11 protein-coding genes are annotated in these 14,511 nt (G+C 61.0%); 4 read left to right on the forward strand and 7 right to left on the reverse strand.

Features of this window, described 5'->3' with window-relative positions:
* The first annotated feature begins 144 nt into the window (after nt 1–144).
* Nucleotides 145–1,491, forward strand: coding sequence for a cation:proton antiporter (locus PSEBG33_RS13130; protein WP_005788435.1), 1,347 nt, complete (start codon nt 145–147; stop codon nt 1,489–1,491).
* A 120-nt stretch (nt 1,492–1,611) separates the two neighbouring features.
* Here PSEBG33_RS13130 and PSEBG33_RS29925 read toward each other — a convergent pair whose 3' ends face one another.
* From PSEBG33_RS29925 to PSEBG33_RS13120, 3 genes are all read right to left on the reverse strand, one after another.
* Nucleotides 1,612–1,746, reverse strand: a complete 135-nt coding sequence (locus PSEBG33_RS29925) for a hypothetical protein (RefSeq protein ID WP_005788437.1) — start codon at nt 1,744–1,746, stop codon at nt 1,612–1,614.
* A gap of 11 nt (nt 1,747–1,757) precedes the next feature.
* Nucleotides 1,758–1,970 carry a hypothetical protein gene (locus PSEBG33_RS13125; RefSeq protein WP_005788439.1) on the reverse strand — a complete coding sequence of 71 codons (213 nt, stop codon included), beginning with the start codon at nt 1,968–1,970 and terminating at the stop codon, nt 1,758–1,760.
* An 85-nt stretch (nt 1,971–2,055) separates the two neighbouring features.
* Nucleotides 2,056–2,601, reverse strand: coding sequence for a hypothetical protein (locus PSEBG33_RS13120; RefSeq protein ID WP_032803895.1), 546 nt, complete (start codon nt 2,599–2,601; stop codon nt 2,056–2,058).
* A 422-nt stretch (nt 2,602–3,023) separates the two neighbouring features.
* Here PSEBG33_RS13120 and PSEBG33_RS13115 point away from each other — a divergent pair, with 422 nt between their 5' ends.
* Complete coding sequence (locus PSEBG33_RS13115; RefSeq protein WP_005788442.1) at nt 3,024–4,433, forward strand: circularly permuted type 2 ATP-grasp protein; 1,410 nt, start codon at nt 3,024–3,026, stop codon at nt 4,431–4,433.
* A gap of 2 nt (nt 4,434–4,435) precedes the next feature.
* Nucleotides 4,436–5,386: an alpha-E domain-containing protein gene (locus tag PSEBG33_RS13110; RefSeq protein ID WP_005788443.1), complete on the forward strand. Its 951-nt coding sequence runs from the start codon at nt 4,436–4,438 to the stop codon at nt 5,384–5,386.
* Between the two features lie 40 nt (nt 5,387–5,426).
* On the opposite strand, the gene PSEBG33_RS13105 is transcribed toward PSEBG33_RS13110, so the two are convergent.
* Together PSEBG33_RS13105 and PSEBG33_RS13100 are read right to left on the reverse strand one after the other, a co-directional pair.
* The gene (locus PSEBG33_RS13105) at nt 5,427–7,685 is read right to left on the reverse strand and encodes an ATP-dependent DNA helicase (protein ID WP_005788444.1); all 2,259 of its coding nucleotides are present in this window, start codon (nt 7,683–7,685) and stop codon (nt 5,427–5,429) included.
* Nucleotides 7,682–9,328: a VRR-NUC domain-containing protein gene (locus PSEBG33_RS13100; RefSeq protein WP_005788445.1), complete on the reverse strand. Its 1,647-nt coding sequence runs from the start codon at nt 9,326–9,328 to the stop codon at nt 7,682–7,684. The genes PSEBG33_RS13105 and PSEBG33_RS13100 overlap by 4 nt, the downstream gene beginning before the upstream one ends.
* A gap of 188 nt (nt 9,329–9,516) precedes the next feature.
* Between PSEBG33_RS13100 and PSEBG33_RS13095 the strand changes: the two genes are divergently transcribed.
* Nucleotides 9,517–9,741 carry a YgdI/YgdR family lipoprotein gene (locus tag PSEBG33_RS13095; RefSeq protein ID WP_005788446.1) on the forward strand — a complete coding sequence of 75 codons (225 nt, stop codon included), beginning with the start codon at nt 9,517–9,519 and terminating at the stop codon, nt 9,739–9,741.
* Between the two features lie 71 nt (nt 9,742–9,812).
* Here the strand turns inward: PSEBG33_RS13095 and PSEBG33_RS13090 are convergent, their stop codons facing one another.
* Both PSEBG33_RS13090 and PSEBG33_RS13085 read right to left on the reverse strand, forming a co-directional pair.
* Nucleotides 9,813–11,237, reverse strand: coding sequence for a hypothetical protein (locus PSEBG33_RS13090; protein ID WP_005788447.1), 1,425 nt, complete (start codon nt 11,235–11,237; stop codon nt 9,813–9,815).
* A 128-nt stretch (nt 11,238–11,365) separates the two neighbouring features.
* Nucleotides 11,366–14,473, reverse strand: a complete 3,108-nt coding sequence (locus tag PSEBG33_RS13085; RefSeq protein WP_005788448.1) for an autotransporter outer membrane beta-barrel domain-containing protein — start codon at nt 14,471–14,473, stop codon at nt 11,366–11,368.
* Nucleotides 14,474–14,511 lie beyond the last annotated feature (38 nt).

The raw sequence follows: 14,511 nt of genomic DNA on the forward strand, positions 1-14,511 counted from the left end.
CGCCATCGGTATGTATGGGTGGTCAACCTTGGTGAATGCATTCCAGCCCGTGTGTTAGCCGATGCTTCCACGTTGTTGATTGTTTGAACCCGTACTTGTCCATGGCCCTCCAACCTGAATGAACCACGGCCGAGTGCACGCACGATGACTTTCATTCTATGGTTGGCCGTATTAGGCGCGGTACTGCTCACCCTCGCCCTCACCTCCTCCTATTTGCGCTGGATGCCGGTGACCACCTCAGCGGTGTGCTTGTTGTTGGGCATCGCCATTGGCCCGCTGGGCGTGGACTTGTTGCACCTGGACGTGAAGGGCTCGGCGCGCTGGATGGAGCACCTGACGGAAGTGGCGGTGCTGTTTTCGCTGTTTGTCAGCGGTTTGAAATTGCGCCTGCCGCTCAAGCACCGCACCTGGCGCATCGCCTTTGGCATGGCCGGGCCGGTGATGCTGTTGACCATCCTCGGCACCTGCCTGTTGCTGCACTACCTGTTCGATTTAACCTGGGGCGTTTCGCTGCTGGTGGGGGCGATGCTGGCGCCCACCGACCCGGTGCTGGCCGGCCTGGTGCAGGTCAACAATGCCCAGGACTATGACGCGTTGCGATTCGGCCTGTCCGGCGAAGCAGGGTTGAACGACGGTACCGCGTTTCCTTTTGTGATTTTTGGCCTGCTGTTTATGCAACATGGCGGTTTCGACGGCGACTGGTTCGGCGGCTGGGTGCTGAAGAACCTGCTGTGGGCGGTTCCGGCCGGGTTGTTGATGGGTTACTGGATGGGCCGCGGCATTGGCCGTATCACCCTGCGCCTGCGCTTGATCAATGCCGATAGCACCCTGTCACCGAATGACTACCTCACCCTCGCGCTGATTGCCCTGGCGTATGTGACGGCTGAAGCGGTCGGCGGCTACGGCTTCTTGTCGGTGTTCGCGGCGGGCCTGGGGCTGCGCCAGGCCGAGGTCAAATCCACCGGTTATGCGCAAACGCCGGCCGAGCACCTGGCCCAGCCGGTGGTGGGCCATCTGGAGATCGAGCCCGAGCAGGCGCTGCACGGTGACGTCAGCCAGTTGAAGGACACCCAGATCGCCGCCGGCGTGATGATGGGCGACATGCTGGCTTTCGGCAGCCTGGTCGAGCGCTCGATGGAGGTGTTTCTGGTCAGCGTATTGGGCATCGTGTTGGTCAGCCATTGGGATTGGCGCGCGCTGGCGGTGGCGGCGTTGCTGTTCTGTGTGGTTCGCCCGCTCAGCGTGTTTGCGATGCCTTGGGGCAGCCTGCTGGATCGGCGGCAACGCAGCCTGGTCAGTTGGTTTGGTATTCGCGGGATCGGCAGCCTCTACTACCTGTTCTATGCGCTCAACCATGGGCTGATCGGTACCAGCAGCGCCGTGGCGGTGAACCTGACCCTCTCGGTGATCGCGCTGAGCGTGATGGTGCATGGCCTCAGCACCCAGCCCTTGCTGGTGTGGTACGAACGACGCGCCGCGCACAAAAAATAAATCCTGCGCCGCGCTTGGCGTGATGGATAACCGCGTACAGGGCCAGTAGGTCTCGCTTGATCAAGCACAGGAAGGACATCTCCTGTTCAAGTTCACCGATCCCTCTGGCCCACCGCCGGATCAGTCCTGACTGTCGGTATTGCCGACGTCGGCCGCTTCATCCAGATCGTTGAGCGGCACTTGCGCATCATCCATCAGCGAACCCGGATCTTCATTGCCGGGGTCGTTGAGTTCTTCGTCGAGTTCTTTTGACATGACCGTCTCCGTTAACCGCCTTGGGTATCGATATCGGCATCGGTTTCAGGCTTGTGCTCGCGCTCAGGCTTGAAGTCAGGACTGTAGTCATTTTCCCTGGCCTTGGGGTCGCTGGCAGCCGTCGGGTCCTTGGGCGCATCGGCAGCGGTGCCCGGAGCGGGCTCGCCACCATCGATGGCAGGGTCATTGCGGTTGCTGGTTTGGGGATCGTTGGATGTAGACATGGCATACCTCTTCACAGACCGGTGATAAATCTTTACCGCGTAAAGCTAAGGCGCCACGTGCCCCAGTGAAGTTCCGTCCGATTGCTCAGCGCAGTGGATTGTCCACCTGGATATAAAACGCATAGATGCCCAACACCAGCCAGAACACCATGAACAACCACGGCGCGCGCATGGAAAACAGCAACGACTTGCGATAGCCCTTGTGACTGGACTCCATTTCGGAAAACAGCGGCGATTCATCGTAGGCCAGGCCCATCACCGGCTCGCTGCGCAGCAATTCGCTTTGCTTGTAGTGCCAGTGATCAATGATCTGGTAGGCCGCGCGTATGCCAGGCCAGGCGTTGAGCGAGCTGAGAATACCCAGCGCGGCGAGGATCACCGGTACCACAAGCGTGAACAGCTTGCCCCATTCCGGGTTGAGGTTGCCCATGCCGGACACGAAGGCGATCACCAGAAACGATTGCGCAGTGAGGTAAGCGTCGGTGCGGTTGGCCAGGATGCTGGTTTCGTACTGGATCTCGCGCCGGTAGAAGTCGAGGCGATCCTTGGGCGAGCCGAAGATCTTGGCGTTGTGTTCGCTATGGTCGGTCAGGGCCGCTTCCGGCGTGTTTGGGGAGATGATTCGGGGCACAACGATGCTCCACAAAGTGACGGGACTCATTAGAAGAATCGGGCATGGATGAAGTTCAAGTTTCTTATGCACCAAGTCAGGGCGCCCTCTGCCCCCTTGTGGTGAGCCCGCTTCTGTGGCGAGCGAGCTTGCTCGCGCTGGGCTGCGCAGCGGCCCCCACAAAAGCGCGAGCGCTGCGCACTCCAGCGCGTGCAAGCTCGCTCGCCACAGCTAATCGCCACCTTGTGTGCGTTCCGGCACATCCCTTGCTTTATCCATTCATCTACCCGAAAACAGGAGCATTCGTTACCCCGCGACCCAGCCGACTCCATAAGAAAGTAAGGACCAGGCCTGTTGGCACCCTCAGCCACGGGCTCATAAGAACATGCGTTTTTAAGCGGCAGTGCCACCCAGGAAATCCTCGGCACTGACAAGGTACTGGAATGGCTCGAACTTTCTTCGATGAAATGAATGACGCAAACGGCGTATGCCGTGCCCACTATCAGGATTTTTCCCGCTGGCTGGCCAACACGCCGCCGGAACTGCTGGCCCAGCGTCGCCGTGAAGCCGATTTGCTGTTCCATCGCGCCGGGATCACCTTCACCCTGTATGGAGACGAGCAAGACACCGAACGCCTGATTCCCTTCGACATCATCCCCCGCAGCATCCCCGCCAGTGAGTGGAGCCTGATCGAGCGCGGCTGTATCCAGCGGGTCAACGCACTGAATATGTTCCTCGCCGACATCTACCACGACCAGCGCATTATCAAGGCCGGGATCATTCCGGCAGAACAGGTGCTGGGCAACGAGGGCTATCAGAAGGCGATGGTCGGCCTGGACCTGCACCGCGACATTTACTCGCACATCTCCGGTGTGGACCTGGTACGCGACGGCGACGGCACCTATTACGTGCTCGAAGACAACCTGCGTACCCCCAGCGGCGTGAGCTACATGCTCGAAGACCGCAAGATGATGATGCGCCTGTTCCCGGAAGTGTTCGCCAAGCAACGCATTGCACCGGTGGACCACTACCCCAACCTGCTGCTCAAGACCTTGAAAAGCGCCAGCCGCCTCGATAACCCCAATGTGGTGGTATTGACCCCTGGGCGCTTCAACAGCGCTTTTTTCGAACACGCGTTCCTGGCGCGGGAAATGGGCGTTGAGTTGGTCGAAGGCGCCGATTTGTTCGTGCACGACCTCAAGGTATTCATGCGCACCACCGATGGCCCCAAGGCGGTAGACGTGATCTACCGGCGCATCGACGACGCCTTCCTTGACCCCGAGGCGTTCAACCCCAAGTCAATGCTCGGCGTACCCGGCCTGGTGGCGGCCTACTGCGCGGGTAATGTGGTGCTCGCCAACGCGATCGGCACCGGGGTGGCTGACGACAAGTCGATCTACCCCTATGTGCCGGCGATGATCCGCTTCTATCTGGACGAGGAGCCGGTGCTGCAAAACGTGCCGACCTTCCAGTGCCGCAAGCCCGATGAACTGTCCCATGTGCTGGCCAACCTGGAGCAACTGGTGGTCAAGGAAACCCAGGGTTCCGGCGGCTACGGCATGTTGGTGGGCCCCGCCTCCAGCGCAGCCGAGATCGAAGATTTTCGCCAGCGCATCAAGGCGCGTCCCCACGCTTACATCGCCCAACCGACCCTGAGCCTGTCCACCTGCCCGACCTTTGTCGAAAACGGCATCGCGCCCCGGCATATCGACCTGCGCCCCTTCGTGCTCTCGGGCAAGGAAACCCGCCTGGTGCCGGGCGGCTTGACCCGCGTGGCGCTGAAGGAAGGTTCGCTGGTCGTCAACTCGTCGCAAGGCGGCGGAACCAAGGACACCTGGGTGGTGGAGGGCTGAGTATGTTGAGTAGAACCGCTGCTGATCTGTACTGGATGTCGCGCTACCTGGAACGCGCCGAGAACCTGGCGCGCATGTTGGAAGTCAGTTATTCACTGTCGTTGATGCCCCAGGCCGGGCGCAGCGATGGCCTGGATGAGCTGGCAATGTCGTTGCTCAGCAGCGGCACCCTGGACAGCTACCTGGAGCGTCACCAGACCCTGGATGCCGAGCGCATGTTGCACTTCTTCGCCCTGGACGAAGAAAACCCGGCCAGCATCTACAACTGCCTGCGCGCCGCCCGAGGCAATGCCCACGCCGTGCGCGGGCGCATCACCGCCGATATGTGGGAAAACCTCAACGCCACCTGGCTGGAAATGCGCAGCATCGCCGCCGGCGGCCTGGCGCGGCATGGCATCAGCCACTTCTGCGACTGGGTCAAGCAACGCTCGCACCTGTTTCGCGGCGCGACCTCGGGCACCATCATGCGCAATGACGCCTACCGGTTTATTCGCCTGGGCACCTTTGTAGAACGCGCCGACAACACCTTGCGCCTGCTGGATGCGCGCTATGAGATGTTTGGTGAAGAGTCCGAAGAAGTCAGCGACTTGTCGGCTCGCGGTTATTACCAGTGGAGCGCCCTGCTGCGTGCGCTGTCCTCGTTCGAGGCGTACACCGAGTTATACCCCAACGCCCTGAATGCACGCTCGGTCTCGGAGCTACTGCTGTTACGCAGCGATGTCCCGCGCTCGCTGCACGCGTGCATCGAAGAGTTGAGCCATATCCTCGCCGACTTGCCCGGCAGTTACGGACGCACGGCGCAGCGCCTGGCGGCGGAGTTCGAAGCAAGGCTGCGGTATACCGGGATCGATGAGATTCTGGAAGATGGGCTGCACGCCCGGTTGACAGACTTTATCGACACCGTGCGCGAGTTGGCGCGGGCGATACACAGTTCTTACCTGGAAGTAATCTAAGCAACACCACCGCTCCCACATTTGAATCGCCGTAAATCTGTCAAACATTGATCGCCCACCAACGCGGCAACAACTGCCGCACCCGTGCCTCGCCAAAGCGGTCATCGATCAGCATTACCACGCCGCGGTCGTGCTGGCTGCGGATTACCCTCCCCGCCGCTTGCACCACCTTCTGGATGCCGGGATACAGGTAGGTGTAGTCATACCCCGCGCCGAAAACCTCGCCCATGCGTGCCTTGATCTGTTCATTCACCGGGTTGAGTTGCGGCAAGCCCAAGGTGGCAATGAAAGCGCCAATCAAACGCGCCCCCGGCAGGTCGATACCTTCGCCAAACGCGCCGCCCAATACGGCAAAACCGATGCCTTGGCTGTGCTGGGTGAACTGGTCCAGGAACGCCTGGCGCTCGGCCTCGGCCATGCCGCGTGACTGCAGCCACAGTGTAATCTGCGGGTGTCGCTCGGCGAGTAACTGCGCCACTTGCTGCAGGTAATCGAAGCTGGAGAAAAACGCCAGGTAGTTGCCCGGCTGCTCGGCAAATTGCCGGGCGATCAATTCCACAATAGGTTCCAGCGACGCCTGGCGGTGCACAAAGCGTGTAGAGATGCGCTCAACGATGCTGACCTGCAATTGCTCGGCCTTGAACGGCGACTCTACATCGACCCAGGCAGTATCCGCCGGCAACCCGAGTAAATCGGCGTAATAGTGGCGTGGGCTCAGGGTCGCGGAAAACAGCACGCTGCTGCGGGCCGCCGTTAATCGGGGGCGGATGAATTCGGCCGGCACCACATTACGCAGGCACAGGGTCGAGCTACTGTGCTTGCCGCTGAACTGGCGCTTGCTGATGTCGAAGATGAAGTGTTCGTTGAACAGCTCGGCCACCTTGGAAAATTGCAGTGCTTCAAAGTAGAAGGCTTGCAGGTCGCCATTGAGGGATTCGGGGTGATCGTTGAAGTAGTCGCCCATGGCGCTGGTGCACAGGCTCAGGGCCTGTAGCAGTTTGTCGGGCCGGGTGGCATAGGCCTGATACGGCGCGACTTGTTCCTTGTGCAACGCGTTCCACTCGCGGTTCAGGCGCTGCAAGGGTTTGTTCAGCGGCTCGGGCGCGGTCTCGCGCAAGGTCTTGAGGCTGTATTGGTCGAGGCTGGCGCTGTACATCGAACGGGCGCGTTCCACCAGGTTATGGGCCTCGTCGACCAGCGTCGCAACACGCCATTGGTTCAACTGCGCCAGGCCGAATAACAGGGCGCCGAAGTCGAAAAAATAGTTGTAGTCGGCGACTACCAGGTCGGCCCAGCGCGCCATTTCCTGGCTGAGGTAATACGGGCACACGTCATGGGCCAGCGCCACACTGCGCAGGCTGCGCTGATCGAGCAGGCGAACCCTGGACGCGGCATGGCGGGCGGCGGGCAAGCGGTCGTAAAAACCCTTGGCCAGTGGGCAGGAATCACCATGGCAGGCTTTATCCAGGTGTTCGCACGCCTTGTCCCGTGCAACCAGCTCAAGTACGCGCAGCGGCAGATCCGGACTGCTGTCGTACAGCACCTGGGCGGCATCCAGGGCGAGCTTGCGCCCCGGCGTTTTGGCGGTAAGGAAGAACACCTTGTCCAGCTGCTGCGGCGCCAGCGCCTTGAGCATCGGGAAGAGGGTACCGACGGTCTTGCCGATGCCCGTGGGCGCCTGGGCCATCAGGCAACGGCCGGTGCTGACCGCCTTGTAGACCGACTCGGCCAACGTACGCTGCCCGTGACGAAAATCGGCATGGGGAAATGCCAGGGCTTGGGCGGCCTTGTTGCGCTTATCGCGGTGCTGCATTTCCAATTGGGCCCAGTCGAGGAACAACGCACACTGCTGTTTGAAAAAGTGCTCAAGCTGCGCCGCGTCGAAACGTTGGTTCAGCAGCGTCTCGCCTTCGCCAACGATATCGAAGTACACCAGCGCCAAGTCGATTTCGCCGAGGCCGAGCTTCTGGCACATCAGCCAGCCATACACCTTGACCTGGGCCCAGTGCAGTTGCCGATGGTTGGCGGGCTGGGCAGAGAGGTCGCCGCGGTAGGTTTTGACTTCTTCAAGGCGGTTGGCGTCGGGGTCGTAGCCGTCCGCCCTGCCCCGCACGTTGAGCTGCTGGTATTGCCCCTCCAGGGCGACTTCATTCTGGTAGTGCGCGCTGCGCCGGGACGCCACCGTACGGTGGCCGACGATGCCTTCCTGGGCGCTGGGCGACGGGGTAAAGCGCAGGTCAAGGTCGCCGACCTTGGCCGTGAACTCACACAGCGCCCGTACGGCCACGCTGTAACTCAAGCGGGTTGCTCCGCCCAACGCACGTAACAGACGGTGACCGGCATCTGGTATTCACCGCAAAATTGCAGCCAGCGCAGTTGGTTGTCTTGCAGGCGATCGCCCGGGCCCTTGACCTCGATCATGCGGTAGGTTTTTTGTGCAGGCCAGAACTGGATCAGGTCCGGCATCCCGGTGCGGTTGGCGCGGATATCCAGCAGCAGGCGTGTGAACCAATGGCGCAGGTGCTCGGCGGGCAGGCAGGCCAGGGCTTGCTCCAACAGCTCTTCGCTGAGCAGGTTCCAGAACACGAAAGGTGATTGGATACCCCATTTGTCCAGAAAACGTTGGCGGATGGTGGCCTTGTAGCGCTCATCCCCCAGTTGCTCGAAACACGCAGCAAACAACGCCTCGCGGCGTTGATGGAAGTCTTCGCTGTGCAGGTCCGCCGGCCCACGCTGGAACGGATGGAAGAACGCGCCCGGCAGCGGCGCGAAAATCGCTTCCCAGCACAACAGGCCGAACAGTGAGTTGATCAACCCATTCTCGACGTAATGCACCGGTGCCTCGGGCTCGTTCAGGTGCGCCTGGACGCAGTATTCCACCGACATCAGCGGCGCCTGGGCGAGTGCCAGGTCAAGGCGTGCAACCGCTTGCGGCTTGGCCTTGGGCAACGCCGGTTCGCCGAGTTTGCGGCGCAGGCGCGGCAATACACGCAGCAAGTGCTGTTGTTCAGCGGCGCTTTCCGGGGCCTGCTGGGCTGCAGTGGCCAGGGCCAGCGCTCGGGCGTAATCCTCTTGGCGCTCAACGACCCGGATCAACCGCGCACGTGCACCGGGATAGGCGCAGGCAAGGTAGATCTGTTCAGCCAGCGCAAGCTCGGCGCAGCGCTCGCAATACTGGCCGATCTGGAACAACAGCTTGGCGCGGCGTTTTTCCAGCCAGGGGTTGTCGGTGCACAGGCCGGCGATCTGCACCAGCAGCGTGTCTAATGCCTCACCGGCTTCAAACGCTTGCTGGCACTGGTGCAGGAACAGGAACCCCACCACGTCGTCACGCGTGCGTAACCCGCGGGACTCGGCGCAAATCTCGACTTTTTCATAGGTGTAGATGCCCAGGTCTGCCAGCACGAACTCGGACCAGTCCTGGTGCAGGTTGCCAAAGAACATCAAGCGCAGGCGATCACACAACGCCATGACCGTAAGGCTATAGAGCACATCATCCAAGCCCGGGCACCATTGAGCAAAACTGCGCGGCTCGCTGAACCGCGCCGCCAGCGGTTCGAGCCAAGTGGCCTTGTTGCCCTTGGGCTGATCGATCCAGGGCCTGAACGCGCCGAGGATTTCGCCCTTTTGCAGCAAGGCGAACAAGGTGGCAAACGGCAGCGGGCTTTGGTCATCCACCCACCCCAGTTCTCGTAATGGGCCCGCTGCCGCATGGGGGCAGCCGATTTCCACATAATTAAGCTTGGCGCCGCGAAAGTGCACACCCTTGCGCATCACCATGCGCACCAATAACGCCTGGGACGCCTGGGGCAACCTGTCAAATTGCTGAATGAAATGCTGTTCGTCCGCATCAAGCAGATCGGCATAGCGTTGCCCCAGCCAGGCCAGGACCTGGCGGAAGTTATGCAGGTAATACAAGGGGTCTTCGAGGGGGGTGGCCATGGCGCAAGGGAGTCAAATACTGGTTATGCATACAGAGTGCCGATGCAAAGCCGTTGTTGCAATCGGTAATAGATAAATGGCGCCTGCAACTTTTTGCAAAAAAACGATCAGATGAGGGAGTTGATCGCGTAACATTTATAGCCCACAGCCAGACGCTGCGGGACTTTTCAGGGTTAAAGGTAAGGGTTATGAACATGAAGAATTTGGGTCTGCCGCTGGTTGCACTCACTTTTCTGGTATTGGCCGGTTGCTCCACGCAAACCGTGGTGACATTGCAAAATGGCACGCAGTATTTGACCAAGGACACGCCCAACGCCAAGACAGCCGACGGCTTCTATGAATTTACCGATATCGCCGGCAAGCGCATTCGCATCAAGGCCGATGATGTGGCCACGGTGCGCAAGGAAAACTAATCCTCGAATCAACACCGATCAACTGTGGGAGGGAGCAAGCCCCCTCCCACAGTTTTCAACCGCATTCCAACTTAAGCGATAACAATCCCCTCCCCCGACAGACTGCTCACGCCCACCAACGTCACCGAATCGGCGCCAAAACTGATCACCGTATCCCCGCCCACCACCTTGGTGTGATCGCGATAATCGGGACTGCCCTGCACATCGTTGAACACCAGCTTGTCTGTCGACTGATAGCCAATCACTCGATCATTACCAAACTGCCCACTGAACAAAAACGTGTTATGCCCGCTGCTGTCGCGGATCGTGTCATTACCCTTGCCGCCTTCGATAAAGTCCGCGCCCCTGCCGCCCTTGATCAGGTCGTCGCCGTCGCTGCCGATGATAAAGGTATTGCCCTTGTGCGCCTCGGCATTGCGGTTCAAGTCCTGCACCCAGGTGTTGGCCCGTGCCGGATCGGACAGGTTGGCGACGATCACTGTGGAGTCACGGGTCATCTGCTCGTAGAAGCCGGACTCAAGAATGCGCGTCATGCCGTCGCCATAACCGGTGGGCAAGTGCGAGACCCAGGTCGGCAGGTTGAGGATGGAAAACGGCAGCACGTTCCACAGTGCAGAAGCGTAGTGGTCGTTGAAGCTGACAATATTGTCGGTGCTCGACTCGTGGGGTTTGTCGTGCACGCCCAGGGACGACAGGTTGAATGAGGAACCGTCCAGCGCCCGGAATACCGGGTCGTTTTCGTAGCCGACGTTAAGCACCTTGTCGCCGGCGCTTTGGGTGGGCGACGCATAGGCCACGTAATTGGAATCGGTGTAGAACCCTGACCATTTGCTCCCGCTCAGATCCGCCATGCTGTTGACCGCAAGGCCGCCCAGGCTGTGGCCGCTGACCACCACATCCTTGCCGCTCAGGCCCTGGGCGCTGGCATAGTCAGCGATGTTGCCGAGCAAGTTGCCAAACGCCTCGCCGGCGTAGTTTTTTGCATAGTCCTTGGGGCCGAATGCAGCAAGCAGGTCACTGATCACATCCCCGATGGAGTCGGTGATCAGGCTTTCCCGTGGCCCCGAGGTGCCACGAAAGCCGATGCCGATTTCCAGCAGTTTGCCGGCGTCATCGTATTTGCCCAGCACTTCCACTTGGGCGGTGCCGTACGCAGTCTTTTCGCCAAAGAAGGTGCCACGGGCATCGACCTTGCCGGTATAGCCCAGGGTGCTGGCGCTGATGGGGGTCCAACCGGCCTGTTGCACTGCGTCGAGGGCGGCTTTTTCTGAATCCGGGTTCCACGGGATCCCGGGAATCACGCCTTGGGCGTTGCCGCTGCCAATCAGCGCGCTCACCAGCGTGGCCGGCAGGCCAAGGCCCAAGCCGTTGTTCTGGTAACCCACGGCAAAGCCGTTATCCAGGTTGTGGTAGGAATACATCGTGATCGCCATCGCATCGGCGAACAACGTTTTGGAGCCCTCGGTGCCGAGGTTTTTATAGTCAAAGATACCCATTGGTAGTGCCTCTCTGTTGTTGGATTTGTAGAGAAAGCCAAAACACCTGTTATCCGTTACCTACTGTAGGAGCGAGCTTCTGTGGCGAGGGAGCTTGCTCCCTCGCCACAACCAATTACACCTGGCCTTTAGAACGCCCAGTCCAGGCTCAAGCCGACGCCGTGCACCTTCTCTTTGCTGGCCAGCAGGCCGTTGTAGTCGAAGTTCACCCGCGCATCCTTGCTCAACGCCAGGCTGACCCGCGCCCCAACCAGTGCGGCATCCCGCACCATCGGCGCACTTTCGACCGCGAACGACGGGCCACCCGAGGCAAACGCCAGGTGTTGCTCGGAATCGGTGCTGCTCAGGTTGTGCTGCCAGCCCAGAGTGCCGGAGACTTCCAATTGCTGGTGGTCGTTGACGTTGAAGGTCTTCAAGGCGCGCACACCCAGGGTGCTCAACACCAGGTCGCGGCTGTCGTCGCCACTTTTCAGCGCAGCGGCATCGCCCTTCTCTTTGAAGCTGTCCGTGTCCAGGTGCACGTAGGCCAGGTTGGCGAACGGCTCCAGGGCCAGCGGTTGCAGGTTGATGCGATACGCCGCTTCGGTGAACACCTGGGTGCTGTGCGCATCGACCTTGGCCTTTTGCTTGCCGGCGACATCGCCGTATTGCAGATCGCGCTTCACATCAGCGCGGTGCCAGCTGTAGGTCGCCCCACCGCTCAGGCGCCAGGCGCCGATTTCATGCCCGGCATAGGCACCGAAGTGGTAGCTGTCGACCGAAGCGCGGCTATGGGTGTCGCTGCCCATGTTCAGCGAGGTATCGCTGTAACCCGCGACCAGGCCGATGCGCGTGGCGTCGTCGAGGGCACCGTCCACCCCGGCAAGCATCCCGCCGATGGAAGTGTTATAGCCAGCGGTGTCGCTGCGGCTGTCGGTCTTGCCCCAGGCGCCCAGGGCCTTGACCCACACGTTGCCACGGCTGTCGATGGCTTGGCTGGTTGCGCCCATCTCGCCATTGCGCAGGCGCTCGCCCACTGCTTCGCGTACATAACGGCTGTCATTGACCAATGCGGTTTGCAGCGCCGGATAGACTTCACCGCTCAGTTGCTGGAACGCGCCCTGGGCCGAAGCGGCCGTCGGTGCCAACAGCAAGCTTTCATACACGCCATTGCCCGCACCCAATTGCTCAGCGGCTGCGGCCACGGCGCGTTGGTTCGGTGTAGCAGCAACACTGGCGAAGCTGTTGGTGCGTGTCACGTCTAACTGCACACCGTTGGCCGCGTAATTCAAGGTGCCGCCGACAAACAGATAGTTGGGCAGTACAGCACCAAAACTGCCGGTGACACCGCCCGCCGCTTGCAGGATGTTGTACTGACGGCCGATCAGGCTTTGGGCCTGGGTTGCACTCAACAGTGTCGGGCTGTTTTCCAGGGCCAGGGTTACGGTGCCGCCATTGAGCGTGGCGGTACCCCCGGCGACGATACGGTCGCTGCTGGCAGGCGATAATTCCACGGCGTAGGTCGAGCCCGGGTTGAAGGTGACATTACCTGCCACGTTCAGGGTGCCAATGGAATTGCCCGGCGCCACGGCGCCGCCGCTATTTGCCGTCAGCGAGCCGATACGCCCCGAGCCACCGATTACGCCGGTCTGGCTGACGATGACATCGGAGGTGAGCGAACCGTTGACCGCCAGCAAGCCCTGGTTGACCAGGGTCGGGCCGCTGTAGGTGTTGGCGCCGGCCAGCACCAGGGTGCCGATGCCCTGCTTGGTCAAGCCGCCATGGCCTGAAATGTTGTTGCTCCACACATCCAGCCCGCAGTGCACGTCGTTGCAAATGCGCTGGGTCGGTTTGCCCGCGTCCACCACCGCACCGACGCCCGGCAGGTCCGCGACGAACTGGCCGCTGCCATAGGCGCCCTCAATGCGGAACTCGGCAGGAATGTCCTCGGCGGTGATAAACATCCCCGGGCCGTTGACCGCCTTGCCCAGATTGATCATGCCCCAGCCATACAGCGAGTCGATACCCGGCGCGCCGAGGTCAGTGGCCGTGGTCTTGAGCACCGTGGAGATCTGGTCGCCGCTCATGTACTCGAAGCGCTCCATCAGCACCGCTGCTGCACCCGCCACATGGGGGGCGGCCATGGAAGTGCCGTTTTTGTTGGCCCAGTCGGTGGTCAGGTTGTTCAGGTCGGTGCCGTTGATGATCGAGCTGTAGATCTTGGTACCGGGTGCCGACACGCAAAAACTCGCCGCATAGCCGCAACGTGAAGAGAAGGTGCTGATCACATACGGATCAGGGCTGGCGGTGTCCGGGTTCTGCTGCAATGCCGCCACCGACAGCCAGTTCGGCGCAATCTCCGGCACAAAATACGCCAGGCCGGAAATCGCGTCCGGGTTGTTGCGGTTGTAGTCGTTACCGGCGGCAAAGATGGTCAGCACACCACTGCGGGCCGCATCGATGGCGCCTTGATAAGCACCACCTGCGATCGTGCCGAGGATCGGCCGGATCGTATTGAACTGCGCCTGGGCTTCATTCACGGTGAAATTGGGGAACGCCGGATCGCGACCGCCCTTGGCGTACTGGTCACCGATGCCGATGCCCCAGCTGTTGTTGATGATGCGTGCGCCGCTGGCGACCAGCCCGTCCCAGCCAGCCTTGTACACCGCGCCATCGTTGCCGAGGATAATCCCATCTTCCGGGCCCGGGTCACCGTTTTCGGCGGTGAGGATTTGCGCATTGAACGCCACGCCATGCATCGGCCCGCCATCGCGGTTACCCGCAGCAATGCCGCCGACGTGGGTGCCGTGGTTACCCAGCTTGCCGTTGGAGTCCTTGGACGGCGTGCCGTCGTAGCGGAACGCATCACCGGCCTTCACCGGGATATACGGGTCGGTGTATTGGCGAATGCCCTCGGTGACAATCGTCACCACCTTGTCGGGGCTGGCGAATTCCGGATGCTGGGCGTACACCGGCTGGTCGAAGATTCCCAACTTGACGCCCTTGCCGGTGTAGCCGGCGGCATACGCGGTGTCGGCATGCACGGCGCCCAAGCCCCAGTCGGCCTTGAACTCGTTGCTGCGCCAACTGGCGGCATCACCCAGCTTGCCGGTTTCCACATAGGGTGCAGCCTGAGCGGTTCCCAGGCTTGCCAGGCAACACAGCAACGCGCCGTATGGCACGCAGCTCAGCGCCTTGAGCGGGTAGCCCGGGCCGGTGTGGATGGCGGTAGTTAACCCTGACTTGCGTTTTTTCACGGTGACCTTCCTTAGTTTTCTTATTGCACGTGTGTAAA

The sequence above is a fragment of the Pseudomonas synxantha BG33R genome (genome assembly GCF_000263715.2).
In the GTDB taxonomy this organism is placed as follows: Bacteria; Pseudomonadota; Gammaproteobacteria; order Pseudomonadales; family Pseudomonadaceae; genus Aquipseudomonas; species Aquipseudomonas synxantha_A.

What these genes read in the sequence shown, in the direction of transcription:
- PSEBG33_RS13095 (WP_005788446.1), top strand. Translation starts at nt 9,517, where the DNA reads ATGAACATGAAGAATTTGGGTCTGCCGCTGGTTGCACTCACTTTTCTG.
- PSEBG33_RS13115 (WP_005788442.1), top strand. Translation starts at nt 3,024, where the DNA reads ATGGCTCGAACTTTCTTCGATGAAATGAATGACGCAAACGGCGTATGC.
- PSEBG33_RS29925 (WP_005788437.1), bottom strand. Translation starts at nt 1,746, where the DNA reads ATGTCAAAAGAACTCGACGAAGAACTCAACGACCCCGGCAATGAAGAT.
- PSEBG33_RS13125 (WP_005788439.1), bottom strand. Translation starts at nt 1,970, where the DNA reads ATGTCTACATCCAACGATCCCCAAACCAGCAACCGCAATGACCCTGCC.
- PSEBG33_RS13130 (WP_005788435.1), top strand. Translation starts at nt 145, where the DNA reads ATGACTTTCATTCTATGGTTGGCCGTATTAGGCGCGGTACTGCTCACC.
- PSEBG33_RS13110 (WP_005788443.1), top strand. Translation starts at nt 4,436, where the DNA reads ATGTTGAGTAGAACCGCTGCTGATCTGTACTGGATGTCGCGCTACCTG.
- PSEBG33_RS13100 (WP_005788445.1), bottom strand. Translation starts at nt 9,328, where the DNA reads ATGGCCACCCCCCTCGAAGACCCCTTGTATTACCTGCATAACTTCCGC.
- PSEBG33_RS13090 (WP_005788447.1), bottom strand. Translation starts at nt 11,237, where the DNA reads ATGGGTATCTTTGACTATAAAAACCTCGGCACCGAGGGCTCCAAAACG.